This window comes from Brucella sp. NBRC 12953 (genome assembly GCF_040369775.1).
GTDB classification, from domain to species: Bacteria; Pseudomonadota; Alphaproteobacteria; order Rhizobiales; family Rhizobiaceae; genus Brucella; species Brucella pseudogrignonensis.
This window is the reverse complement of the sequence record NZ_BAABSV010000006.1, coordinates 99,887-124,145: the sequence shown is the minus strand read 5'-3', so window position 1 is coordinate 124,145 and position 24,259 is coordinate 99,887. Positions and strand designations below refer to the sequence as shown.

Below are 24,259 nucleotides of genomic sequence, written 5' to 3'. Positions count from 1 at the left end.
CTTTTGTTTTTTCGCATTATCCGTCGCATGGCAGCAGGATTAGAAATCAGTCCAGTGGACTGACTTCGCTACGTAGACGCTTCGCACTTTTGCTGGAAATGCTCTAATCAATGCGCCAGAAACGTAGAGATGAATGGTACATAAGTCACCAGTGCCAGCAGGATGAACAGCGCCAGATACATGCTGAATGCCTGACGGGTGAAGTCACCCACTCTGACCTTGGCAATATTACAAACCATCAGCATCACTGTGCCGACTGGCGGTGTCAGCGTTCCAATCGAAAGGTTGACGATGACGACGATCCCAAAATGTACCGGATCAATACCGAGAGCCTTCACGGTTGGCATCAACAACGGCACAAGAACAATCATCAGTGCCGTGCCTTCAATCAACGCGCCAAGGATCAACAGGATCACATTGACTGCGAGCAGGAATGCATAAGGATTGCTGGTGAAGGAGGAAATCAGCTGCATCAGCGACTGACCGGCCTGTTCAAGCGAAAATACCCATGCAAGTGCTGACGACGCCATGATAACGAGCATGACGGAAGCAGTTGATTTTGCGGTTTCGATAAGCGAATCCACCACATGCGACACGCGCATTTCGCGATAGATCACAAAGCCGATAATCAGAACCAGCGTGACAGCAACAGCACCGGCTTCCGTCGGCGTGAAGATGTTCATGCGGATACCGCCGATAATCGCAAACAGCAGCAGGACCGCAGGCCATGCAGATGCAAGCGTCGATGCAACTTCGGCACCGCTCATGCGCTTTTCGCGACTTGGCTTGTAACCGCGTTTAACCGAGGTAATGTAAGCTGCAATCATCAGAATGGCAGCGCCAAGAATACCGGGCACAACGCCAGCCATAAACATTTTGCCGATGGATACGTCTGCAATCAAGCCATAGATGATGAGTGCAATACCTGGCGGAATGATAGGCGTAATCAGTGAGCCTGCGGCCGTCACCGCGCATGAAAACGCCTTGTCATAACCACGCTTGACCATTTCCGGCACCATCATGCGCGTGAGCATGGCGCTATCGGCAAGATTGGAAGCACTCACACCGCCCATCAGAGTGGAAACCATGATGTTGGTGAGCGCCATACCGCCGCGCATACGACCAACCAGAATATCCGCGACCTTGATGAGGCGTTCAGCAATACCTGTGTGGGACATGACCGTTCCAAGCATGATGAAGAACGGGATCGCAAGAAGCGATGTATTCTGCGCCGGACTGATGAAACGTTGTACGGCGATTGCGATCGGCATCTGATTGAAGAAGATGAAATAGGTAAAGACCGCAATCAGAATGGCCACATAAAGGCGCATATTGAGCGCGATCAGTGCCAGCATGATAAGAACGATGGTGGTCAGGTTCATGCCTTGGCTCCTGCAAAGACGGCGCGCAAGGACTTGAAAGCACCTGCAAACATATAAACAGAGATAATCACGAAGCCGACGGGAACTGCGATGTCTATCCAAAAATAGGAAACACGAAGCACGTCAGTCACTTTGAACTGTGCCGCAACAGAGAGCTTGTACCCGGCGTAAGATACGTACAGCAGAAACAATCCCGACAGGAATGAGATAACCGCATTGATCACCTCGCGAACCTTTTCGGAGAACAGGTCTACCAACATCGGAATCGCAAGATGCTGATTGCTGCGCTCGGCAGCGACAGCGCCCAGCATCACAATCCAGATCATAAGAAGACCGGCCATTTCCTCGGTCCATTGCAATGGCTGATGCAGCCAATAGCGCATGACGACAGCAGCATTGAACATAGCCAAAAGAACAAAGAGCGGCGCAGCGGCCAGCCATTCGATCAGTTTTTCAAAGTATTTCATCGGATTAATTCCATAGCCATGTCACGCCGCAGCAAGGGCTGCGACATGACAATATCCGAATAGGAAGGATTAGTTTTTCAGCTCAGCCTGAATCTTTTCATAAAGACCGTCAGACCATTCCGGGAACTGCGAGTAGACTTTCTCGGCCATAGCCTTGAACGGAGCGCGGTCGACTTCGATCACTTCGACGCCAGCTTCCTTCATCTTCTCGATCATCTCGTTGTCTTTTTCGATCGTCAACTTCTGGCTGTAGAGACCGGCATCATATGCGGACTCATGGATCATCTTGAGCTGCTCTTCAGGCAGCGTCGAGAAGAAGGCTTCACCACCGACGATCAGAGCCACGTTGGTCAGATAACCGACTTTGCTCAGATACTTGGCTTCTTCCTGGAACTTCTGGCCATAGAGAACCGAAATCGGGTTTTCGACACCATCGATCACGCCCTGCGCAAGCGCCGGGAAGGTTTCACCCAGTGGCATTGGGGTCGGTGTTGCACCCATGGCTTCAAAAGTCTTGATCTGCATGACATTGTTCGGCACGCGGATCTTCATGCCCTTGAGGTCTTCCGGCGTGCGGATCGGCTTCTTGGAAATAATCTGGCGAATACCGTAGAGGTAGTTTGGCATTACGATGTGAATGCCCTTCTTCTTCAGCTCTTCGCTCTTTCCTTTGAACCAATCGCCGTCATAAACTTTGAAAAGCTGTGCCGGATCATCGGTCAGGAACGGGCCATAAAGCACGCCAAGGTCCGGGTCATATTCGGCCAGAAAGCCAACGTCGGAAATCGTCACGACATTGAGGCCCATCATGGCCTGCTCTGTCACATCCTTCTTGGAGCCGAGCTGCGAGCTTGGATAAAGCTCCAGCGTGATTTCGCCATTGCTGCGCTTGGCGAGATCGTCTTTCCAGTAATGCATCACCTCATCAAAAGGCTCGCCCGGGTTGTTTTCATAGGCAACTTTGATCGACACATTGGCAGCATAGGTTGCCATGCTTCCTGCCAGCAACATGCCAGCGGCGATCATGCCGGTAACGAGTTTTTTCATGATATTCCTCCCTTTTGGGGTCTTCAAACAATGGCCACGAGGCCGGTTTCCTCCGTTAGAGCGCCATGCGTCCAATTTGGACGCATAAAGGACGCTCTAATTTCTTCAGTTTACGCATCGACTTTTCATCGATGCGTGGCAGCCCAGTGCCGTCCTTCCCGGCACGGAGCATTTGCTTCGATTCAGTTGCGTTCAATGATGATTTTCAGAACGTTGCGGTCGCCATCCCAATAGGGCAGCGCCTGTTCTGCTTCCTCAAAAGGAAACACTTTCGAGATAAGCAGGTCTGCATCGCTTCCGAGCTTTTCGAGATGCGCGATGACAGCCTCAAAATCGGTGAGCGTCGCATTGCGCGAACCCATGATGTCGAGTTCTTTGAGATTGAAGAACTGGGTCTGATAGGTCACTGGCGACTTGGAATAGCCGACATAAACCACACGACCAGCAAAGCCTGCGAGGTCAACCGCCTGCGTGAAAGTGATCGGCAGACCGACCGCTTCAAAGGCGATATCAACACCGTCGTCATTGGTGAGTTCCTGCACGGATGCCACCACGCCTTCACCTCCCGGCAGAGCGTGCGTAGCGCCAAACTTCAGCGCCAGTTCACGCTTTTCAGCACTCGGATCAATGGCGATAACCTTGGCACCACGCGCAACCGCACCAATCAGCACACCCATGCCGATCATGCCACAGCCAAGCACCGCAACCGTGTCACCAGCCTGAACGCAGCCACGTTCGACCGCATGGAAACCAACCGAAAGCGGCTCGACCAATGCGAGATGACGTGGTGCAAGCGTATCATTCAGGATCAGTTTTTCGGCTGGCAGCACGATCTGTTCTGCCAGTCCGCCATTCTGTTGCACGCCGAGCGTCTTGTTATAACGACAGGCGTTCAGACGCCCTTTGCGACAAGACGAACACTGGCCGCAATTGGTGTAAGGCAGCACGATAACGCGTTTGCCCTTGGCATAGGCCGTGCTCACGCCCTCACCCGCTTCGATGATTTCGCCGCCGATTTCATGACCGGGAATGCGTGGCAGTTCCACCAGCGGGTTAAGCCCCTTGAACGTATTCAGATCGCTGCCGCAAAGCCCCACATGCTTCACGCTCACCCGGACATGGCCAGGCAACAGTGGCGCTTCCGTAATTTCAGCAAAACGAGTTACGTTCTCGCTCTCGATACGCAGAGCTTTGACCATCAGAATATTCCTGTCATTTTTATTGCATGAGGCAGATCAGGTTACGGCGCCAACCTGCCACGGTACGAATTCGTTATCGCCATAGTCGTAGATTTCACTCAGCGTCTGCTCACCGGAAGCCACCGCGATAATGTGCTCGAAAATGCGCGTGCCGGACTCTTCAATGGTTTCATCGCCGGTGACGATGCCACCGCAATTGAAGTCCATGTCTTCCTTCATGTGTTCGTACATTTCGGAATTGGTCGCGATTTTAATGCAGGGCGCAGGCTTGAAACCCGACACCGATCCGCGTCCTGTGGTAAAGCAGATGACGTTACAACCGCCCGCCACCTGTCCAGTCACGGCAACCGGGTCGTAGCCCGGCGTATCCATGAAAGTGAAACCCTGTTCGGTTACGGTTTCAGCAAATTCATAGACAGCCTTGAGAGGCATTGAGCCGCCCTTGGCAACAGCACCCAGCGACTTTTCAAGAATAGTGGTCAGGCCGCCGAGCTTGTTTCCGTGCGATGGATTGTTGTTCAGTTCGTCGCCGTTGCGAGCGGTATAATCGCGCCACCAGTCGATGCGCTGAAGCAGCTTTTCGGCAACCGCAGGCGTAACTGCCCGGCGTGTCAGAAGGTGTTCCGCGCCGTAAATTTCCGGCGTTTCCGAAAGAACGGTCGTGCCGCCATTGCGCACGATGAGATCGGATGCATAGCCCAGAGCCGGGTTTGCTGAAATACCGGAATAGCCGTCAGAACCACCGCATTCGAGTGCCACCTTGAGCTTCGACAAAGGCTGCGGCGTACGCTTGGCGGAATTCACCAGCGGCAGCATTTCTTTGATCTCGGCAATCGCATGGTCGATTGTCTTGCGCGTACCGCCATGCTGCTGGATCGTCATGGTGCGCAGGCGAGTACCCTCTTCCATACGATAATGTTCCATGATCGGCGCGATCTGGTTGGTTTCACAGCCAAGACCGATCAGCAGAATGCCACCGAAATTCGGGTGCTTAGCATAACCCTGAATGGTACGGGTCAGCAGACGATAACCCTCCGACTTGGTGTTCAGCGCACAGCCGCTGCCATGCGTGAGTGCCACCACACCATCAACGTTTTCAAAACCATCCAGACCACCCATGCGGTTGAAATAATCCGCAATGTAGCGAGACACGGTCGCAGAGCAATTTACCGATGAAATAACGCCGATATAGTTGCGCGTACCGACGCCACCGAAACCGCGATCATAACCCATGAACTGGCGGCGCTCCGCTTCCGGCAGCATACCGCGTTCTTCAATATCGACCGAAAACTGATGTTCATGCTCAGATGGCAGCATTGCGAGATTGTGCAGATGCACATGCTCACCCACCGCAATATCCTGAATGGCAACACCGATCACCTGTCCATATTTATGGACTTCTTTACCGGCCGCGATATCGCGCAAAGCCACCTTGTGACCGCGCCCGATCAGATCTCGCGCGATAATGTCACCAAGTCCGATCGGGTCGCCTGCGCGAACCGAAATACGCGCAACCGCCACGTCATCGGACGGATGCAAAAGGATTACCGGCGTCACAGCCGAAACAGCCTTGTCGTTCATTTTTCTGACCTCACTCCCAAGATCGCAACAGCGTTAAACACGAGCCCAACTATCTGGGCTCGTTCTCCATCCATCGCTGCTTTGATGTATCCAGATGCGTTCGCATCGCTGCCTGCGCCAGAAGCGGATCCCTCGCCTCCAGTGCAGCATAAATCTTCTCATGCTCTGCCAAAGCATATGTCCATGTTTCGGCATTCTCATATCGGGTACGCATTTGCGCGGTCAGCGGGCTATGCCGCTCGTCAAACAAATCACGCACGATACGGGCAACAACCGAATTGCCCGATTGCTCGGCAATGATCAGATGAAACTGGCGATCCAGTTCAATCGGCTTACGTTCCGCTTCGATCTGCAGCCGCATCGCATCGAGATTGCCGCGCAGGCGTTCCAGCGCTTCCGTGTTGATCTGGCTGCAAGCCATGATGACGGCACTGCCTTCGATCAGCGAGCGCGCCTGCATGATTTCGAGCGGGCTTTCGCCAATCGAACCGCCTTGTGCTGGGAGCCGTGTTTCCTCAGCTGCAACATAAATGCCAGATCCCATGCGGATTTCGACATTGCCTGCAATTTCAAGCGCGATCAGTGCTTCACGTAAGGAAGGGCGCGACACGCCCAGCTGATGCGCAAGTTCGCGCTCGGCGGGAAGTCTGCTTCCAGCCGGAAAATGACCTTGGCGGATCAGCAGTCTGACCCGGTCGGCAATCTGTTGGTAAAGCCTCCGTGGTTCCACGGAGCCAATATGCTCGCTCATGCTCTCTCCCAAATTGGCCTTACCATATTTTGAAGCCGCAAAAAGTGCAATATGGTCTATTCTATTGTTATTATTATATATTGGCTAATTTGTCAGTTTTGTCGCACCTTGTTTTAGATGACTTTTAAAGAGTGGCTTGACCAATTTTACCCACTGGCATAGCTATTTCAGAACAATTCAAGGGAGGAATACATGACCGCGCAGCCATCGATTCTACAGTTTGGAACGAGCCGTTTTCTGCTCGGACATGCGGATTTCTTCATTTCGGAAGCACTGGATAAAGGTGACGCGATCGGCACAATTGCCATTGTTCAGACCACATCCAACCCTGAAAGCGCACGCCGCATTGCAGCGCTGAACAGTGGAGAAGGCTATCCGGTCATCATTCGTGGATTGCGTGACGGCAAGCCCGTTGATGAAAAACATCAGGCAAAAAGCGTGAGTGCCGCCTATTCCGCCCACACCGACTGGCACGCCATACGCGCCCTGAGCGCACAAGTTCAGGTGATCCTGTCCAATACTGGCGACAAAGGTTTTGAGCTGGATGCTGCAGACGATGTTTCCCTGCTGAGCGAAATCGACCACCTTCCTAAAAGCTTTCCCGCTAAACTGCTTGTGCTGCTGCATCATCGCTGGCAGATCAATCCAGATGCGCCGCTGTCGATTTTCCCGTGCGAGCTGATCTCGCGCAATGGCGACAAGCTGCGCTCGATTGTGCTTGGTCTCGCAGAAAGCTGGAGCCTGCCGAAAGCTTTCACGCAATGGATTGAAAGCAATTGTGTTTTTGCCAACAGCCTCGTTGACCGCATCGTATCAGAACCGATCGATCCGGTCGGTGCAATTGCCGAACCCTATGCGATCTGGGCCATTGAACAGACAGACGGACTCACGCTTCCCTGCACGCATCCCGACATCGTCTTGACGGACAATCTTGCGCTTTATGAGCGTCTAAAGCTCTATCTGCTTAATCTTGGTCACACTTTCATTGCGGAGCAATGGCTGAACGGTAATCGTCCGAAGGACGAAATCGTGCTGGAAGCAATGAACGATCAAACGATCCGCAATGAACTTGAATCGCTTTGGCGTGAAGAAGTTCTGCCGGTTTTTGCCGCTGATGGTCTGGGCGAACAGGCTGAAGCCTATGTTATTACTGTTCGCGAGCGCTTCCTAAACCCGTTCCTCAAGCACCGCATTGCCGACATTGCTTCAAATCACGCAGAAAAGAAGCAGCGCCGCTTTTTACCCATCATTGCTCGCGCGAAGGAACTCGGCCTCGATCTGGAGCAGCGTCGCCTGAAGGCGGCTGTCGGCTAATCCAGTCATTCAGCTCAATTTCGGCGCGCTCCAACGCGCTGTAATTTAACAGCTTACGCAAAAGCGCAACCGTCACAGCACGAGCACGGAGGTTGAAACGCCCCTCCTCCGGCTCACCCTTTTCCTGATAGACACCAAGCTTTTCATAGAGTTGCTGTAATCTGTTCTGAACGCTTCTGAGCGACAGGTTACGCCGACGCGCGATGACACGATCCGTCAGGCCAAGTGCTATATCGATCAGAATTTCATATTCGCTTTCACTGAACCCGCTGGCGTGACCGAGGCTTTTTTGCTGCAAGCCGCGCACTTCACGGTCGATCACGCATTGTGCTTCGACAAAAATGCTGCGGAGTGCCAAGCGCAGCTTGTCGTCGGAAGCCGATTTCAGCACATAGCCATAGGCCGCACCTTCCGGCACGATACGCGAGACACCGCGCACATAGGCTTCATCGGCGTAATTCGACCAGAACAGAATGCGGGTTTCCGGATTTTCCTTCCAGATGGTACGTGCAGCTTCAATACCGTTACGCCCGCTCATCTGCAGGTCCATCACAATATGTGCTGCACGATGCATTCGGGCCAGCTTTTCACCAGTCGAGCCATTATCCGCTTCCAGCACATCACTGCATTCGGGCAGTGCTGCGCGGATCGCTTCACCCAAATAGGTGCGATGCAACGGATCATCCTCCACGATCAGAACCTGCATCTTACCCTCCAATTGGTTCATACATTTCCGGCGGCAGGTGGATCGTTACGCATGTGCCACTGCCGTCCGTATTCTTCCTGATGGCAAAGCTCGCAGAAATGAGCCGCGCTCTTGTGCGCATATTATCGATGCCATGACCAATACGCTGCGCCTGACGATCCATGCCAATGCCGTCATCCATAACTTCAACGAGAAGCCGACCACCCTTATCGCGGAGGCGAACGCGGATTTCTCCAGCCAGAGCATGACGGATCGCATTGTTGATCGCTTCCTGCACAATGCGGAAAAGCGAAGTCGCGACCGTCTCTTCAAGCCTGTCGGTCATGCCGTCGCTCTGGTCTTCCAGAAACCATTCAATCGCAGCGCCGCTTTCGCGGATCGAGCGGTCAAGATGGTTCTCCGTTGCCTGTGCAAAGCCAAACAGCTGAAGCACGGAAGGTTTTGCTTCTTCAATGATTTGACGCAGATCCTGCATACAGTGCTGCAAACCGCGGAACAGCGGCTCAAGCTGTTCTCCGGAAAGGTCAGGCACACGCGTGAGCCGCTCCACATGACGGGCAAGACGCGTAAGATCAGCCAAGGTTTGATCGTGCAAATCCATGCCGATACGATGGCGTTCTATCTCCAAAGCCTCGGTGAGTTTGAGCGCGCCAAAGCGCAAACCTTCTTCGCGGGCCCGCGCTTCCGTCTCCACAATCGCCGAGCGCTTGGCCTGTTCAGCGGCACGGATGGCAAAGAAATATGGCGCCAGAAGATCGGCAATCGATTGCGCATTTTCCACGTCGCGCGTCGAATAACTGCCCGTTTGCAAACTCGAACAGCTCAACGCGCCAATGATATTTCCCTGCGCTTTCAGCGGCACATGCAGGCGAGCTTTGAGATCATGTTCGATGATCGGTGTCGAAAACGCACCCTCAAAGTGAAAGCGCGGATCGGTTCGCGCATCGTCTGTCAGCAAATAGGCGACCTCGCCGGACAGTAGCGTGCGGATCGGACTTCCTGACAAAAGCGCGGGCGGGTTGCGGCTCCATGCTGTCTCAATCCCGCTCTCATAGGCAATGTGAAACTTGCCATCGATCATCTTGATACAGACATCGAGATGGTCATAGGGCAGGATATGATTGATCTCGGCAGCAACGGCCTGAATGATGGAATCGAAATCGAGCTGGCCTGCCAGCAATCTGGAAATATTCAGATAGCGGTCAAGCAGGCGCGCAGGTGCTAGTTCCAGCAAGCGACTCTCCTCCCAAAGACAGATTGCTTTGCTCTTATATTACGCCGCTTCTCTACCGGCGCGTCTTGCGGGTTCCCGCAATTTTGCTGCGCAAACCCGCAGCATGGTTGCTTCGATCAGCCTTCACAGCGCAACGCATTTATTTCATCCTCGCTTCACCAGAAAATTGCCCGCAAGACAACAGGAAATGTCACGGGCAAGTTGGTGCCGTTGAGGAGCGGCGGTGCGGGAGGTTTCGCGCCACATTCAAATTCGAACAATCCGAAGTGTTATTGCGCACTGCGGGGCGGATATTTGTAACTGGGAGGAATGAAATGAAGCTTGGGAAAATTCTTTTGGCATCCGCCGCACTCGCCACATTGATGGCAAGCGGTAGCGCATTTGCCGACACATCATCGAAAAAGATCGCCTTCTCCAACAATTATGCCGGCAACTCATGGCGTCAGGCCATGCTACAGAGCTGGGACAAGGTGACGAAGGAAGCCGTCAGCGCAGGTGCAGTTTCTGCAGCCGATGCTTTCACCACCGCTGAAAACCAAGCTACCGAGCAGGCAGCGCAAATCCAGAACATGATTCTGCAAGGCTATGATGCCATCGTCATCAATGCCGCATCGCCAACCGCTCTTAACGGCGCAGTGAAAGAAGCCTGCGATGCGGGCATCACAGTCGTTTCGTTCGACGGCATTGTCACCGAGCCATGCGCATGGCGTATTGCGGTTGACTTCAAGGCCATGGGCGAAGGCCAGGTTGAATATCTCGCAAAGCGTCTGCCAGAAGGCGGAAATCTGCTTGAAATTCGCGGTCTTGCAGGAGTTTCCGTTGATGACGAGATGCACGCCGGTATTCAGGAAGGCGTGAAGAAGCATCCGAACTTCAAAATCGTAGGCTCTGTGCATGGTGACTGGGCTGCAGATGTTGCACAGCGTGCAGTCGCAGGCGTTCTGCCAAGCCTGCCGAAGATCGACGCCGTGGTAACACAGGGCGGAGACGGTTACGGCGCTGCACAGGCCTTTGCCGCTGCAAAGCGCGAAACGCCGATCATCATCATGGGCAACCGTGGAGACGAACTGCAGTGGTGGAAGCAGCAGAAAGATGCGAACGGCTATGAAACCATGTCGGTTTCCATCGCGCCGGGCGTTTCAACATTGGCTTTCTGGGTCGCACAGCAGATTCTTGATGGCAAAGAAGTCAAGAAAGACCTCGTTGTTCCGTTTCTGAGCGTCAGCCAGGAATCGCTCGATAAGGATCTCGGCAATACCCAGAAGGGTGGCGTTGCGAATGTCGAATATTCGCTGGAAGACGCACAGAAGGTCATCGCAGAAGCAAAGTAAGCCTTTTCTCCCAGGGGGTGGACATTTCCTTTGTCCGCCCCTCCCTTATCTCCAATACAGTTCGGATGCATGTCTCATTCAATCGACAAAGGCGAGGTCGTCGCCGCACGCAATATTCGCGTGCAGTTCGGTGCGGTAAAGGCACTGGATGGCGCTGAACTTGTTATCCATGAAGGCGAATGTGTCGGACTTGTCGGCCATAATGGTGCTGGCAAATCCACCATAGTCAATGTCATCAATGGTGGTCTTACCCCGCATGAAGGCAGCCTCTCCTATCACGGTGAGGCAGGCTATGGCGTGACGACTGCCCGCAAGCACGGCATCCGCTGCGTCTTTCAGGAGCTGTCGCTTTTCCCCAATCTGACAATTGCCGAAAATGTCCGCATCATGCAGCGCGACCTTACGGGCGCGAACTGGCGCGGCAAGGCTGTTGATCTCATTGCAAAAAAGCTCAGTGAGATTTTCCCCGGTCACAAGATCGATTGCGCGGCAACCGTTGATGAGTTGTCTATTGCTGAACGGCAGATGGTTGAAATCGCCATCAATTTCACCGCTCCCGGCACACCGCCAAAGCTCGTTATTCTCGATGAGCCGACCTCATCGCTCGATGCAGGCATTGCTGCACAGCTGATGGCCTATGTGCGTCGCTTTGTCGGCACAGGTGGTTCGGTGATCCTCATTTCGCATATGCTTGGTGAAATCCTCTCAACATCCGACCGCATCGTCGTGATGAAAGACGGTAAGGTTGTCGCCAATCGCACAGCAGGCGATTTCACAAACCGCAGCCTTGTCGAAGCCATGGGCAGTGTCGAACGTGAAAAAGCGGCACGCCGCGCAGCAAAAACCGACACGACGGGCACAGCTGTTCTCTCTGCAAAAAAACGCCCCCATGACAGCAAGCCGTTTCAGGCTTTCAAGGGCGAAGTTATCGGCCTCGCTGGACTTGCCGGTCACGGTCAAACCAAGATGCTGCTCGATCTTTATTATGCACGTCGGCCAAACTGGTTGCCTGCACGCAATTGCGAAATTGCCTTCGTGGCCGGTGATCGCAGCCTTAACGGTACGTTTCCGCTCTGGAGCATCCTGCACAATCTCACCATAGGTTCGCTTGATCGCCTTTCATCGCTGAAGCTTGTCGATCAGAGCCGTGAAGATCAGCTCGGCGCCCAATGGAAAGACAAGATCCAAATCCGCACACCCGATATGGGCAATCGCATTCTTTCGCTTTCCGGCGGCAATCAGCAGAAAGTGCTTTTTGCCAGAGCGCTTGCCACCACTGCCAACGCCATCCTGATGGACGATCCCATGCGCGGCGTGGATGTTGGCACCAAGCAGGAAGTCTATGAAATCCTGCGCCATGAAGCAGAAAATGGCCGTACCTTTGTCTGGTATTCCACCGAAATGGACGAGATCGAACTATGTGATCGTGTCTATGTCTTCCGCGACGGTGCAATCGTGACAGAACTCGTCGGCGACGAAATCACGGAAAAGAACGTGCTTGCTGCATCCTTTGAGGGAGGACACGAATAATGCGTCTCTCCGCTTCATCTCTCCGCCTGCTTACGCCGGTTTTCTCGCTTGCTTTGCTGCTGGCCGCTGTTTTCTACATGCAGCCGCGTGCCATGAGCTATACCGGCCTTAACCTGCTGTTCAATCTCGCAGTACCAATTGCACTCGCAACAATCGCGCAGATGCTCATCATGGCGGTCAATGACCTTGATCTCTCGATGGGAACCTTTGTGAGCTTCGTGGTCTGTGTAGCCGCGACATATCTCAACACGACACCCCTGATCGGTGTTCTGATCCTTGCAGCAGCGATTGCAGCCTATGCAGCACTGGGTGCCATCATCCATCTGCGCAATCTGCCATCTATCGTTGTCACACTCGGAATGTCGTTCGTGTGGGGTGGCCTTGCCGTTTTGCTCCTGCCCTCACCCGGCGGTCAGGCTCCTGACTGGGCACGCTGGATCATGACGACCAAGCCGCCATTTATACCCATGGCAATCGTCGCAAGCATTTTGATTGCCATTGTCACGCATTTCATCGTCATGCGCACAACATTCGGTGTGCTGATGCGTGGTGCAGGTGGCAATGGGCGTTCCATTGAGCGTGCGGGCTGGTCAATCACCGCAATCCGCGCCGGAACCTATGCGCTTGCGGCCTTTTTTGCGGTGCTTGCCGGTATCGCGCTTGTGGGGCTGACCACTTCGGCAGATGCCAATATTGCGCTGCGCTATACGCTGCTCTCCATTGCCGGTGTCATACTTGGTGGTGGTGAGTTTGTTGGCGGCCGCATCTCTCCCGTTGGCGCAGTCATCGGAGCGCTGACACTCACGCTTGCGGGTTCATTCCTCTCCTTCATGCGTATCTCACCTGACTGGCAGATTGGCGCGCAGGGCGGAATCCTCATCGTCGTGCTGGCGCTTCGCCTCTTCCTCAATCGCCTCGACCGCAGGGAGAAAAAGCAATGAGCGCTGTCTCCGTTCTCACAAGTCGTCCATGGATATGGTCGTTCATCGCAACCATTGCGGTCTGGATTATCACCGTATTGTTTACGGGCGGTGCGGGTGCCGCAGGGCTTTCTCACGCGGCTTTCACCTTCGCATCGTTCTCGGTGATTGTCGGCCTCGGGCAGATGTTCGTCATCACGCTTGGTCCCGGCAATATCGACCTCTCCGTTCCTGCAACCATGACCCTTGCCGCAACATTGGCATTGAAGCTGATGGACTCGCAAGACAGCATGGTGCTGGCAGGGCTTGCGGTCGCACTTCTGATCGGCCTTGGCATTGGCATCTGCAATTATGCGCTGATCAAGCTGCTGCGCATCCCGCCAATCATCGCAACCCTGTCGATGAGCTTTCTTATCCAGTCGACTGCCATCTGGAGCAATCGCGGTCTGCGCGTAAAGCCGCCTGAAGTTCTGGCACAGTTCACCACCTCCTCTGTCTTTGGCATTCCCAATGTTGCAATCGTGGCACTGCTCCTGTCGGTTTTAGGCTGGGTGCTTCTCAAGAAAAGCATTTATGGCCGCTGGATTTCAGCCATCGGGCAAAACCCGTTTGCAGCACGTATGGCAGGTGTTCCAGTCGATGGCACACGCTTCGTCACCTATCTGCTCTGCGCAGTTCTGGCTTCGCTCTGTGGCTTCCTGCTTGCCTGTTTTTCTGGTGGCGCAGCACTCAATATGGGCGCTGAATATCTTCTGATGTCGATTGCAGTCGTCATTATTGGCGGCACGGCAGTAGCAGGTGGAGATTCTAACATCCCCGGCATTTGGGGTGCAGCACTCTTCATGTTCCTCATAGTCTCAATGCTCAACACCTACGGCTTTGGTGCCGGTGTTCGTCTGGTCCTGACAGGGCTCACCATCATTGCGGTGATTTTCCTTGCCAGCAGCCGCAGACCTGAGCGTTAAACAACATTCCTTGGAGCTATTTCCTTGTCTCAACATCATTCGATTTACGAAATTCACGATGAACGATTCAGACAGATGTTTGTTTCGAGCGCTGGTCTTGATGAACTTTACAGCGATTGTCGCTGGGCCGAAGGCCCGGTCTGGTTTAGTGATCTGAACTGCCTGCTATGGAGCGACATTCCCAACCAGCGTATTTTGCGTTGGGTGCCGGAAGGCGGCGTTTCTGTGTTCCGTCAGCCTTCGAATTTTGCCAATGGCAATACGCGCGATCGTGAAGGACGGCTCGTTTCCTGTGAACATGGCGGGCGTCGTGTTACCCGCACCGAAGTTGACGGTAGCATCACCGTGCTTGCGGACAGCTATCAGGGCAAGAAGCTCAACGCACCAAATGATGTTATCGTACGCTCTGACGGCACCATCTGGTTTACCGATCCGACCTACGGAATCTTGGCAGACTATGAAGGCTATAAAGCCGATCCCGAACAGCCAACCCGCAATATCTATCGACTTGATCCGAAAAGCGGTGAGCTTACTGCCGCCATCACAGACTTTGTGCAGCCAAACGGCCTCGCATTTTCGCCCGATGAAACAAAGCTGTTTGTTGCTGACAGCGCCTATAGCCACGACGAAAAAGCACCCCGTCATATCCGGGTTTTCGATGTCGTTGACGACGGCAAGCGTGTCACGGGTGGTAATATTTTCTGCACGATTGATAACGGCCTGCCAGATGGCTTTCGCTTCGATACGGATGGCAACCTTTGGACAAGTGCAGGCGACGGTGTGCATTGCTTCTCGCCAGAAGGCCAGCTTCTCGGCAAGATCAAGACGCCACAAACTGTTGCAAATGTCACTTTTGGCGGCCCACGTCGCAACCGGCTTTTCATTGCGGCAACGAAATCGCTCTACGCGGTCTATTTGACCGTCACGGGTGCGCAGTATCCGTAGTTAAAAAAGCGGCGACCTGTCAAAAAGCCAAGTCGCCGCTGAATAATGCTCACAATAATTGATATTAAAACAGCCTTTTTCACATTCCATCTTTAAAACTGCCTAAGCAGAGCGGAATGCAAATATTATTTCTTTATTCAAACTGAACCGTCTTCTCTTCACGAATAGCTTATGCGAATCGAATTCGGCCCGCATATCTGGAACCAGAAATAACAATACATTCGCAATATGACTGCATCGCAAATTCAGGTGATGCTGCCCAACTCAAGCGGTTGAAACGGCACTTATCCAAACACGAGATGTCCCATATAAACAAACCGTCAATGAAACGGAAACAGTTTGTCAACAAAATGGGTCACAATAGCGTGACAAACTTAAGTAAAAAGTGAAACATATTATCGTTTTATAAGCATCAACAAATTATATAAATTAGGTAACTCTACTTTAATAACAACTTTTATTAGGAGTTGTTTCTGCTAGCGCTGAATCATTGAAACCGCTCTGTCTCTTTGTTTTATCGCATTATCCGACGCAAAACCGGTTTCCATTTTTGCTGGAAATATTCTAATTTAGCTTATGCTGATTGCTTTAGATGCAGCTGTTCATGACCTGGTGCGCGATAGCGAATATGGCAACCGCGTACTCCATAGTATTCGACGTCGACTTCAACACCGAAAACACTGCGAATACATTCGGCCCGTAGTACCTCGCGCGGAGTACCCAGCGCCACAATCTGCCCCTTGTTCATCACTGCGATACGATCACAGAACATCGCCGCATGGTTGAGGTCATGAAGTGCCGCAACAACTGTTAGCTCTTGACGCCTTACAAGATCGAGCAAACCAATCTGGTGGCCAATATCGAGGTGATTGGTCGGCTCATCCAGAAGCAGAATCTGAGGCTCCTGCGCCAGCGCACGCGCAATATGCACGCGCTGACGTTCACCGCCTGAAAGCGTATGCCAATATCGATTTGCCAGATGCGCCATATCTACATTGGCTAAAGCCCGTTCGACAATGACATCATCCGCATCAGACCATGGCGATAAAGCACCCAGATAGGGTGTCCGCCCCAGTTCAACGGCTTGCCGTGCAGTGATGCGATCAGTTGTGCCTGCCTGCTGCTCGACAAGTGCAAGTTTGCGTGCGATCTCGCGACGGTTGAGCTTATGGATCGGCGTTCCGCACAATTTTACTTCGCCAGCGCGACCGCGACGCACACCGGAAAGCAGCGAAAGCAAGCTCGTTTTACCGGACCCATTCGGTCCAATAATGCCGAGGAATTCCCCTTCTTGCACATCAAGCGAAACATCCCGCAGAATTTCTGCACCACCTACCGACCAGCCAACATTTTTCGTCGAAAGCATCATGATTGATCCCTCCTCTGCCCGAGCAAGAGTGCAAAGGCCGGTGCGCCGACCAGAGCCGTAATTACCCCAATGGGTAGAACCTGACCCGGAATGATTATTCGTGACAGGATATCGGCGAGGATCATGAAGATTGCACCAATCAGTGCGGCTGCCGGCAACAATCGCCCATGGCGAACGCCAACGACCATTCGGGCTGCATGTGGAATAACCAGACCGATAAAGCCGATTGAGCCAACAATGGAAACCATGACCGCCGTCATCATGGCACTGACACCAATCAGAACCGCGTAAACGCGACGCACTGGAATACCCAGCGAGGCGGCAGATTCAGAGCCGAAGGTGAAGGCATCAAGCGCCCGTGCGTGCCAAAGGCAAATTGCAAGCCCAATGATACATGCAGGAAAGGCAAGTGCCGCGTCAGGCCAGCGGACACCCGACAGATTGCCGAGAAGCCAGAACATGATGCCGCGAGCTTGCTCGGCATTTGCAGCCTTCGTCACGATAAACGAAGTCAATGCGTTGAAGAGCTGAGACCCCGCGATACCTGCCAGAATGATTGCACTGTTTCCTCGCCCTGCTCTTAGCGCCAGCAGCGAGACCAGAAGAAATGCTATGATTGCCCCTATAAACGCACCCAGCGAAAGCGACAGAACACCAGCGCCAATGCCTAGAATGGCAACGCTGACCGCACCTGTGGACGCACCGGCGGAAATGCCCAGAATATAAGGGTCGGCCAATGAGTTACGTAGAAGCGATTGCAGCACCACACCGGAAAGGGCAAGTGCTGCACCACAACATGCGGCAACCACCGCACGACTGAGACGATAGCTCCAGACAATACCTTCATCTATCGGCTCAAGCGGATAACCTGCATTCCAGACGCGGTTGGCGATTGTTTTCGCCACCACGTCCAGAGGTATCGCAGTTTCACCAATTGCAGCGCCCAGCCACAAGGCACCGAGAAGCAGGACAAGCGCCAGCGCTACGAAAAGCAACCTGCCGCTCATGCCCTTGCCCAGATGAATGCCAGAAGTGGCTGCGCGTGCTATCACTTGTTGAGATCCGAAGCGGCAATATCCGCAGCAAGCGTTTCAATACCTTCGATCACGCGGAGCGAAGTGCTCATCGACTGCGCATCCATATCGAAGACATGGCCGCCTGAGACGGCTGGCATCAGCTTGGTAACAGCATCACTTTCAAGGAACTGATGCTTCACAGCAATGTCGTCGGCAGGATAACGACGGCGATCAAGCTTCGCTGCAACGATCATCGACGGGTTGGATTTCGCGATTGTTTCCCAACCGACAGTTGGCCACTCTTCTTCGCTCTCGATCACATTCTTGATGCCAAGCGCGGAAAGGATATAGGCGGGAGCACCAAATTTACCGGCTGCATAGGGATCAGCATCGATCTGCGTGCTGGAGAACCAGACCATCGCGGAAAGCTTGCCATTTGTGGAGCCAATTTTCTCACGCGCAGCAGCTTCACGAGCCTTCAAGTCCGCAACGAGCTTTTCACCGCGATCCTGTACGTTGAAGATCTCAGCAAGTTCAGTGATTTCCTGATAGACGATTTCCATCTTGAAAGGTGCCGTGCGGACGCCATCGCCGCCGCCGGAATTATCCTTGCCTACACAATCGGAGGGTGAGGTGTAGGTTGGAATGCCCAATTCTTCAAATTGTTCAGGCTTACCGACAATGCCCATCGGGCCAACGTGCCACTGAAAATCAGCAGTGACGATTTCAGGCTTTTCCGCTAGCACACTTTCAAAGCTTGGGTCGTTGTCCGCAAGGCGCTTGACCTTTGCATTAACTTCTTCAAAACCCTTCAGAACAGGGCCAAACCAGACAGCAGTACCGACAACTTTGTCGCCAAGACCGAGGCTGTAAAGAATTTCTGTACTGCTCTGACCAACGGCCACAGCGCGGGTTGGTGCCTGTTTGAACGTAACATCGCGACCGCAATTTTTCAGCGTCAGCGGATACTGAGTTTCAGCAGCTTGTGCAGCGAAGCCACTCGCAAGAATAGCAACTGCTGAGAAGGCAACGCGAAACGACGTCTTGCCGATAAAGTTCATTTAAAACCCCGAAATGATAAGAGAAAAAGCCGCATCAAACGGCGGAAGCGATCCGGCGCGTAAAGAAGACGGACATATCCGGGGATATGAATGACGATGGGAGGCAACGTCCTGCGACGCTTAAAGCTGTCATAACCAACTCTCCTGCACCGGGCATCCCCGCCCGTGACAATGGACTACGTTAGACGGCAGGTCTCCTGGCTCACAGATATTCGCTGTTCATCTGCCTTCCCGAGCTGTTTGGAACAGTCTCAGTGACATGACGCTTTGAGGCATCACAAGGATGAACGGCAATCCGCTTACAGTTGCGGGGGCAGCCACGGTCTCGGTCCCTTTTGGGTCGTCCTCACCGTGTTCCCTATTAATCCCCTTCACTCTCGGTCGGGGAACCGTCGTAACTGTATTACATCGCACCGATATAAGCGTCAAGCGAGCCGGGTCGCTTATTCAGCCCTATAAAATCGCTATATAAGACTTTTTGCTAATACGATATTGCAAGTAAAAACAAGCGATGCTGCTTGCTGGTATATTGTAATTCTCTCCTGTAGTCTCCAGATCAGGAGTCTCTGCTTGGGAAGCAGGGGTTTTTGAGGAGGGCTGTCGCAAAGACAGCAGCAAAATGCACGCAAAGTGCATTCAGGGAGGATTTATGCGTAAATGGATTCTGGCCATTTCGTCGGTGGCAGCGCTTGCAATGGCGGGTGCAGCTTCGGCTGAAGATTACAAGGTATTGGCGCCAGCAGCACCGGGCGGTGGCTGGGACCAGACAGCACGCACCATGCAGAACGTGCTTCAGGATGAAAAGATTTCCGGCAGCGTTCAGGTCATTAACGTTCCGGGCGCAGGTGGCACGATTGGCCTGGCGCAGTTCGTCAACCAGAACAAGGGCGACCCGAGCCAGCTCATCGTTGGCGGCTATGTCATGGTCGGTGCGATCCTGACCAACAATTCGCCCGTCAATCTCGACGCGATTACACCAATCGCCCGCCTCACCGGCGAATACGAAGCCATCGTCGTTCCGGCATCGTCCGACATTCAGAACCTCGGCGATCTTGTTGCCAAGCTCAAGGCTGATCCGGGCTCCGTTTCCTGGGGCGGCGGCTCGGCAGGTGGTACGGACCACATCACAGCTGGTCTTTTTGCCAAGGCTGCAGGCGTTGATCCGACCAAAGTCAACTACATTGCCTTTTCCGGTGGTGGCGAAGCGCTCGCTGCAATTCTTGGCAATCAGGTAACAGTCGGCATTTCCGGCTATGGCGAATTTGACCCACAGATCAAGGCTGGTACGCTTCGCATTATCGGTATTTCCAGCGATGAACGCGTTGAAGGCATCGACGCTCCGACCTTCAAGGAAGGTGGCGTCGACGTTTCGATCCAGAACTGGCGCATGGTCGGCGCCGCTCCGGGCATCACCGCCGAACAGGAAGCGGCCGTCAATGCAGATATCGAAAAGATGGTGAAGTCTGAATCCTGGCAGAAGGCACTGGCCGACAAGGGCTGGGCCGATACCTATCTTGCAGGCGATGCTTTTAAAGAGCAACTCAAGAAAGATGTGGCTTCCACTGAAACCATCCTCAAGGAAATCGGCCTCGTCAAATGACAGGATCTGAACAGCATGGAGAGCGCCGTTCCGCTGGAACGGCGCCAGACTACGCAGCTCTTGTCATAGCCCTAATCCTTGCTGCAATTGCTATCGCAATTGCCTGGTCAACGGCCTATGGCAACAATGTGCTGTCTTACTCGCCCGTTGGGCCTAAAACCGTCCCCTATATCATTGCAGCTGGGCTATTCATCCTGTCTATCTGGACCGTAATCAGCGCATTGAAGGGCGAGTTTCCCGAACGTGAACATCAGGAAATTTCACCTATGGCGTGGATTGTTGGCGGTCTGGTTATCCAGATGCTGACCATGAAAACCATGGGCTTTTCCATCGCAACGGGTCTGCTGTTTGCAGCAACGGCGCGCGGATTTGGCTATCGCAAATTCTGGATAAGTGTGCCGGTCGGCATCGTCTTCTCATTCGTCATCTGGTTCATTTTTGCACGCGGCCTGCAGCTATCGCTGCCGTCAGGCTGGCTTGAACAATTCGTTTAAGGCGAAAGAACATGGATACAATCACTCTCCTCGCCAACGGACTACTGGTGGCCCTTGAGCCATCAAACCTTATTTACGCGCTGATTGGCGTCACACTTGGCACGGCTGTTGGCGTGCTGCCGGGCATCGGCCCAGCACTTACAGTGGCGTTGCTCCTGCCCGTTACCTATAAACTCGACCCCGCCGGTTCTCTCATCATGTTTGCCGGTATTTATTACGGCGGCATGTATGGCGGATCGACCACCTCGATCTTGCTGAATACGCCCGGAGAAAGCGCCTCCATCGTTACGGCATTGGAGGGCAATAAAATGGCCCGAGCGGGGCGCGGTGGGCCAGCCCTTGCAACCGCTGCAATCGGCTCGTTTATTGCAGGCTTGATTGCAACGCTGGCTTTGGCATTTGTGGCCCCGTGGGTGGTGAAATTCGCCCTCTCCTTCGGACCTTCGGAATATTTCGCGCTCATGCTGCTTGCCTTCATGACCGTCTCGGCGGCATTTGGCGATTCCACATTGCGCGGCCTCACCTCGCTGTTCATCGGTCTGACGCTTGGCCTTATCGGCATCGATCAGCTGACCGGACAGGCCCGTCTGGTCATGGGCACGCCGAACCTTCTCGATGGCATCAATGTTACCACGCTTGCGGTGGCGCTGTTTGCTATTGGCGAGACCTTGGCGGTGGTTTCCAAAAAGCTCAGCCCCGACGATGAAGTCATCGCCGTCAAAGGCTCAGTCTGGATGACCAAGAATGACTGGAAGCGCTCGTGGATGCCATGGTTGCGTGGAACGGCAATCGGCTTTCCGATTGGCGCGATGCCAGCGGGCGGCGCGGACGTTTCAAGCTTTCTGTCCTATTCAGCAGAACGCCAGTTTTCCAAACATCCGGAAGAGTTTGGCAAAGGCGCTATTGAAGGCGTTGCAGGCCCGGAAGCCGCCAACAACGCATCGGCTGCGGGTACTCTCGTGCCGCTGCTGACGCTCGGTCTGCCAACCACTGCAACGGCGGCAATCATGCTGGCTGGTTTCCAGCAATTCGGCTTGCAGCCGGGACCACTGCTCTTTGTCACCAATGCGCCGCTGGTATGGGGGCTGGTTGCAAGCCTTCTGGTCGCCAATCTGATGCTTCTGGTACTGAACCTGCCGCTGATCGGCCTCTGGGTGAAGATGCTCACCATCCCGCGCCACTGGCTTTATGCGGGCATTCTGGTCTTCGCTACACTGGGTACTATCGGTGCCAACGCATCGACATCAATGCTGTTTGGTCTTCCGGTATCGTTTGAACTGGGTCTGCTTCTGGCTTTCGGTTTGCTTGGCTATGTGCTGCGCCGCTTCTCATACCCGATTGCACCGGTTGTTGTGGGTCTGATCCTCGGACCGATGGCAGAGAAGAGTTTGCGTCAGGCACTGCAGATCAGCCAGGGAAACCCGATGACACTGGTACATTCATGGGTATCGATAACGCTGATTGCACTGGCAATCGCGGCAGTCGTCGTGCCGATGATTATGCGCCAGCGCGGCAAGGGCGAGTTGCTCAAGCAAATGGCAACAGACGAAGACTAGAGCATAGTCCGACCGGAGTGAAATCCACTCAAAAAACAAAAAGCCCCGGGAAACCGGGGCTTTACTTCAATAAACAACTGCAAGCCTAGTCGTGAATCTTACGGAACTGAGCCACGTCGATGCCGAGCGTCTCAAGGTCTTTTGCCATTGGCTGATGGCCAACACGCAGGGCAGCAGATGCGCGAACGGCACTACCGAATTGCGCAAAGGCACGACCGAAACGATTATTAAAGCGGGCAAACATTTTCATCTCCATCACGGACACCTTATTGGTCCGCACCCTTGAGATGGTGTTTCACAACTTCTGTTTGAAGTGCTGCCTTTGCATAAGAGCAATGCAGAAACTGCATATAACGATATTTATCCCTATTGATTGGGATCAATGAGGCTTCGGTTTCCACCTGCCAATCTGCTCTCATCAAAGGAAGGAGAAAACCATGTCAAACTCCCCTCACACGCTTGGTGAAGAGTTTCCTGGTCAGTTGGTTGCTATTCATGCCCTGAAGGCCGCTGACCCGCGTTTCGCTCGCATTCTGGAGGAATATGACTCGGTCAATGACCGTATTCATCGGGCCGAAAGCAAGATAGCACCTGTCAGTCAGGAAGAGGAAACCAACCTGCGCAAGCAGCGGCTTGCACTGAAAGACACAATTGAACAAGCATTAGCCCAGTAACAACTGAGCTGGCCACGGCAGCGGCGGCGCTCTGAATATTTTCTGACACGCATCTTTGTCCGAAAACCGCCACACATTTTTCGGGATTCGCTCTAGTCGCCTCTGTCTGGTCTTACCGATCGTTCCATCTTTCCAACTCCGATCAGCATGATAACGGCGATGGCCGTTGCCATAATCGCGATGTGCCACAATCCGAGGCCGCTTGCGAGACCGATAGCTGCAGCAAGCCACATGCCCGCACCCGTTGTAATGCCGGTAATCTGGCCTTTGGCGAAGATGATAAAGCCAGCCGCAAGAAATGCCACACCGCTGGTGATCGCTTCTACGAGACGCGAAGGGTCCATGCGGATGTTCTGATCGTCAAAAACCGGCACATTCACCAGCTCAAGCGATACGATTGTGAAGGTTGCTGATGCGAGACAGACCATCATGTGGGTCTTCAACCCTGCCGGTCGCTTTCGCCATTCTCTTTCAAGACCGATAACCGCGCCAAGAAGAGTTGCGAGCAGCATTCTTGCCAATACGACTGGCAGGCTGAGCATATTATCGTGGGTGAATTCAGCCCAGAATTGATCCATGCCCTTCAACGGAAATTCTCGGCTTTTGTTCAGGCGGATTGAAACGCAATATGTATCCGCAATTCATATTGGTTTTTAAAGATCAATTGCCGGAAGCAGGCGGAACAGTTTCGGTGCTGGCTGGTGGCACCGAGCCTTCACTATTGGAAGGCACTTCAGGTGCAATTGCGCTACCGAAAAGCTCAACAAGCAGCCAGACAACTGCAGCTGCAGCTATGCTAACCAGCAAAATTACAAGAACGGGTTTGCCCTCACGACCCTGTCGCGCTTCACGCGGGCTGACCTGTTTCATGAAACAATACCTCCCTTTCTGGACGCTCCTACAATAGCCCAATGATTGGGTAGTGGTTTTGTTCCACAGGGAAGAAGCTAGCCAAAATTGCCCGGCAATATTACGGGATTCCATGAAGAACAATATCCAGAATCACGAAATTTCAATAACTTGCTGGAAGCTTTTTTAAAATTGCAAAAAGATGCCGACGTTCCGCTCAAATACAGAGACTTCAGCATGTCACACAACATGCTGCTCTGTTTCAGGC

24 protein-coding genes and 1 riboswitch are annotated in these 24,259 nt (G+C 53.4%); of the genes, 10 read left to right on the top strand and 14 right to left on the bottom strand.

Going from position 1 to position 24,259, the window contains the following annotated elements; genetic code table 11:
* Nucleotides 1-107: 107 nt before the first annotated feature.
* The 6 genes from ABWV94_RS15595 to ABWV94_RS15570 all read right to left on the bottom strand — a co-directional run bounded on the left by ABWV94_RS15595 (nucleotide 108) and on the right by ABWV94_RS15570 (nucleotide 6,427).
* Nucleotides 108-1,382, bottom strand: coding sequence for a TRAP transporter large permease (locus ABWV94_RS15595; protein ID WP_064321849.1), 1,275 nt, complete (start codon nucleotides 1,380-1,382; stop codon nucleotides 108-110).
* Nucleotides 1,379-1,849 carry a TRAP transporter small permease gene (locus tag ABWV94_RS15590; protein ID WP_064321850.1) on the bottom strand — a complete coding sequence of 157 codons (471 nt, stop codon included), beginning with the start codon at nucleotides 1,847-1,849 and terminating at the stop codon, nucleotides 1,379-1,381. The genes ABWV94_RS15595 and ABWV94_RS15590 overlap by 4 nt, the downstream gene beginning before the upstream one ends.
* A 69-nt stretch (nucleotides 1,850-1,918) precedes the next feature.
* A complete protein-coding gene (locus ABWV94_RS15585; RefSeq protein WP_353414240.1) occupies nucleotides 1,919-2,896 on the bottom strand; it encodes a C4-dicarboxylate TRAP transporter substrate-binding protein in 978 nt (325 codons plus the stop codon).
* A 182-nt stretch (nucleotides 2,897-3,078) separates the two neighbouring features.
* Nucleotides 3,079-4,095: a zinc-binding alcohol dehydrogenase family protein gene (locus ABWV94_RS15580; RefSeq protein WP_353414238.1), complete on the bottom strand. Its 1,017-nt coding sequence runs from the start codon at nucleotides 4,093-4,095 to the stop codon at nucleotides 3,079-3,081.
* 36 nt (nucleotides 4,096-4,131) lie between these two features.
* Nucleotides 4,132-5,676 (bottom strand): UxaA family hydrolase, encoded by a 1,545-nt coding sequence (locus tag ABWV94_RS15575; protein ID WP_353414236.1) that lies wholly within the window; start codon nucleotides 5,674-5,676, stop codon nucleotides 4,132-4,134.
* 49 nt (nucleotides 5,677-5,725) lie between these two features.
* Nucleotides 5,726-6,427 (bottom strand): FadR/GntR family transcriptional regulator, encoded by a 702-nt coding sequence (locus ABWV94_RS15570; RefSeq protein WP_353414234.1) that lies wholly within the window; start codon nucleotides 6,425-6,427, stop codon nucleotides 5,726-5,728.
* A 192-nt stretch (nucleotides 6,428-6,619) separates the two neighbouring features.
* On the opposite strand from ABWV94_RS15570, the gene ABWV94_RS15565 reads away from it, so the two are divergent.
* Entirely contained in the window at nucleotides 6,620-7,741 is a 1,122-nt protein-coding gene (locus ABWV94_RS15565) for a mannitol dehydrogenase family protein (RefSeq protein WP_353414232.1), read from the top strand.
* Here ABWV94_RS15565 and ABWV94_RS15560 read toward each other — a convergent pair.
* On the bottom strand, nucleotides 7,674-8,447 hold the full coding sequence (locus ABWV94_RS15560; protein WP_112813902.1) for a response regulator transcription factor: 774 nt from the start codon (nucleotides 8,445-8,447) through the stop codon (nucleotides 7,674-7,676). The two genes, ABWV94_RS15565 and ABWV94_RS15560, sit on opposite strands and share 68 nt — an antisense overlap.
* 1 nt (nucleotide 8,448) lies before the next feature.
* On the bottom strand, nucleotides 8,449-9,681 hold the full coding sequence (locus tag ABWV94_RS15555; protein ID WP_353414229.1) for a GAF domain-containing sensor histidine kinase: 1,233 nt from the start codon (nucleotides 9,679-9,681) through the stop codon (nucleotides 8,449-8,451).
* Between the two features lie 314 nt (nucleotides 9,682-9,995).
* Between ABWV94_RS15555 and ABWV94_RS15550 the strand changes: the two genes are divergently transcribed.
* The 5 genes from ABWV94_RS15550 to ABWV94_RS15530 all read left to right on the top strand — a co-directional run bounded on the left by ABWV94_RS15550 (nucleotide 9,996) and on the right by ABWV94_RS15530 (nucleotide 15,372).
* Nucleotides 9,996-11,012 carry an ABC transporter substrate-binding protein gene (locus ABWV94_RS15550; protein ID WP_353414227.1) on the top strand — a complete coding sequence of 339 codons (1,017 nt, stop codon included), beginning with the start codon at nucleotides 9,996-9,998 and terminating at the stop codon, nucleotides 11,010-11,012.
* Between the two features lie 69 nt (nucleotides 11,013-11,081).
* Entirely contained in the window at nucleotides 11,082-12,542 is a 1,461-nt protein-coding gene (locus ABWV94_RS15545; protein WP_353414225.1) for an ATP-binding cassette domain-containing protein, read from the top strand.
* Nucleotides 12,542-13,483: an ABC transporter permease gene (locus ABWV94_RS15540; protein WP_113496702.1), complete on the top strand. Its 942-nt coding sequence runs from the start codon at nucleotides 12,542-12,544 to the stop codon at nucleotides 13,481-13,483. Before ABWV94_RS15545 ends, ABWV94_RS15540 begins: the two co-directional genes overlap by 1 nt.
* Nucleotides 13,480-14,427: an ABC transporter permease gene (locus ABWV94_RS15535; RefSeq protein ID WP_007879630.1), complete on the top strand. Its 948-nt coding sequence runs from the start codon at nucleotides 13,480-13,482 to the stop codon at nucleotides 14,425-14,427. Before ABWV94_RS15540 ends, ABWV94_RS15535 begins: the two co-directional genes overlap by 4 nt.
* 75 nt (nucleotides 14,428-14,502) lie before the next feature.
* Nucleotides 14,503-15,372, top strand: a complete 870-nt coding sequence (locus ABWV94_RS15530) for an SMP-30/gluconolactonase/LRE family protein (RefSeq protein ID WP_113158245.1) — start codon at nucleotides 14,503-14,505, stop codon at nucleotides 15,370-15,372.
* Between the two features lie 574 nt (nucleotides 15,373-15,946).
* Here the strand turns inward: ABWV94_RS15530 and ABWV94_RS15525 are convergent.
* From ABWV94_RS15525 to ABWV94_RS15515, 3 genes are read right to left on the bottom strand one after another with little or no spacing between them, the layout of a single operon-like run.
* A complete protein-coding gene (locus tag ABWV94_RS15525; protein ID WP_353414223.1) occupies nucleotides 15,947-16,741 on the bottom strand; it encodes an ABC transporter ATP-binding protein in 795 nt (264 codons plus the stop codon).
* Nucleotides 16,738-17,748: a FecCD family ABC transporter permease gene (locus ABWV94_RS15520; RefSeq protein ID WP_039860886.1), complete on the bottom strand. Its 1,011-nt coding sequence runs from the start codon at nucleotides 17,746-17,748 to the stop codon at nucleotides 16,738-16,740. The genes ABWV94_RS15525 and ABWV94_RS15520 overlap by 4 nt, the downstream gene beginning before the upstream one ends.
* A gap of 41 nt (nucleotides 17,749-17,789) precedes the next feature.
* Nucleotides 17,790-18,818 carry an ABC transporter substrate-binding protein gene (locus ABWV94_RS15515; RefSeq protein ID WP_064321864.1) on the bottom strand — a complete coding sequence of 343 codons (1,029 nt, stop codon included), beginning with the start codon at nucleotides 18,816-18,818 and terminating at the stop codon, nucleotides 17,790-17,792.
* 170 nt (nucleotides 18,819-18,988) lie between these two features.
* A riboswitch (cobalamin riboswitch) is annotated at nucleotides 18,989-19,227 on the bottom strand.
* Between the two features lie 240 nt (nucleotides 19,228-19,467).
* Here ABWV94_RS15515 and ABWV94_RS15510 point away from each other — a divergent pair.
* Genes ABWV94_RS15510 through ABWV94_RS15500 form a run of 3 tightly spaced genes read left to right on the top strand, consistent with a single transcriptional unit; the run spans nucleotide 19,468 to nucleotide 22,468 of the window.
* A complete protein-coding gene (locus ABWV94_RS15510) occupies nucleotides 19,468-20,418 on the top strand; it encodes a Bug family tripartite tricarboxylate transporter substrate binding protein (protein ID WP_007879642.1) in 951 nt (316 codons plus the stop codon).
* A complete protein-coding gene (locus tag ABWV94_RS15505; RefSeq protein ID WP_353414220.1) occupies nucleotides 20,415-20,912 on the top strand; it encodes a tripartite tricarboxylate transporter TctB family protein in 498 nt (165 codons plus the stop codon). The genes ABWV94_RS15510 and ABWV94_RS15505 overlap by 4 nt, the downstream gene beginning before the upstream one ends.
* An 11-nt stretch (nucleotides 20,913-20,923) precedes the next feature.
* A complete protein-coding gene (locus ABWV94_RS15500) occupies nucleotides 20,924-22,468 on the top strand; it encodes a tripartite tricarboxylate transporter permease (protein ID WP_007879650.1) in 1,545 nt (514 codons plus the stop codon).
* An 85-nt stretch (nucleotides 22,469-22,553) separates the two neighbouring features.
* Here the strand turns inward: ABWV94_RS15500 and ABWV94_RS15495 are convergent, their stop codons facing one another.
* The gene (locus ABWV94_RS15495) at nucleotides 22,554-22,712 is read right to left on the bottom strand and encodes a hypothetical protein (RefSeq protein WP_162699557.1); all 159 of its coding nucleotides are present in this window, start codon (nucleotides 22,710-22,712) and stop codon (nucleotides 22,554-22,556) included.
* Nucleotides 22,713-22,905: 193 nt separating this feature from the next.
* On the opposite strand from ABWV94_RS15495, the gene ABWV94_RS15490 reads away from it, so the two are divergent.
* Nucleotides 22,906-23,142: an HP1242/YdcH family protein gene (locus tag ABWV94_RS15490; protein ID WP_353414218.1), complete on the top strand. Its 237-nt coding sequence runs from the start codon at nucleotides 22,906-22,908 to the stop codon at nucleotides 23,140-23,142.
* 92 nt (nucleotides 23,143-23,234) lie between these two features.
* Here ABWV94_RS15490 and ABWV94_RS15485 read toward each other — a convergent pair whose 3' ends face one another.
* Nucleotides 23,235-23,720, bottom strand: a complete 486-nt coding sequence (locus ABWV94_RS15485; protein WP_353414216.1) for an MgtC/SapB family protein — start codon at nucleotides 23,718-23,720, stop codon at nucleotides 23,235-23,237.
* An 82-nt stretch (nucleotides 23,721-23,802) separates the two neighbouring features.
* Nucleotides 23,803-24,012 (bottom strand): hypothetical protein, encoded by a 210-nt coding sequence (locus ABWV94_RS15480; protein ID WP_064321868.1) that lies wholly within the window; start codon nucleotides 24,010-24,012, stop codon nucleotides 23,803-23,805.
* Nucleotides 24,013-24,259: the final 247 nt, after the last annotated feature.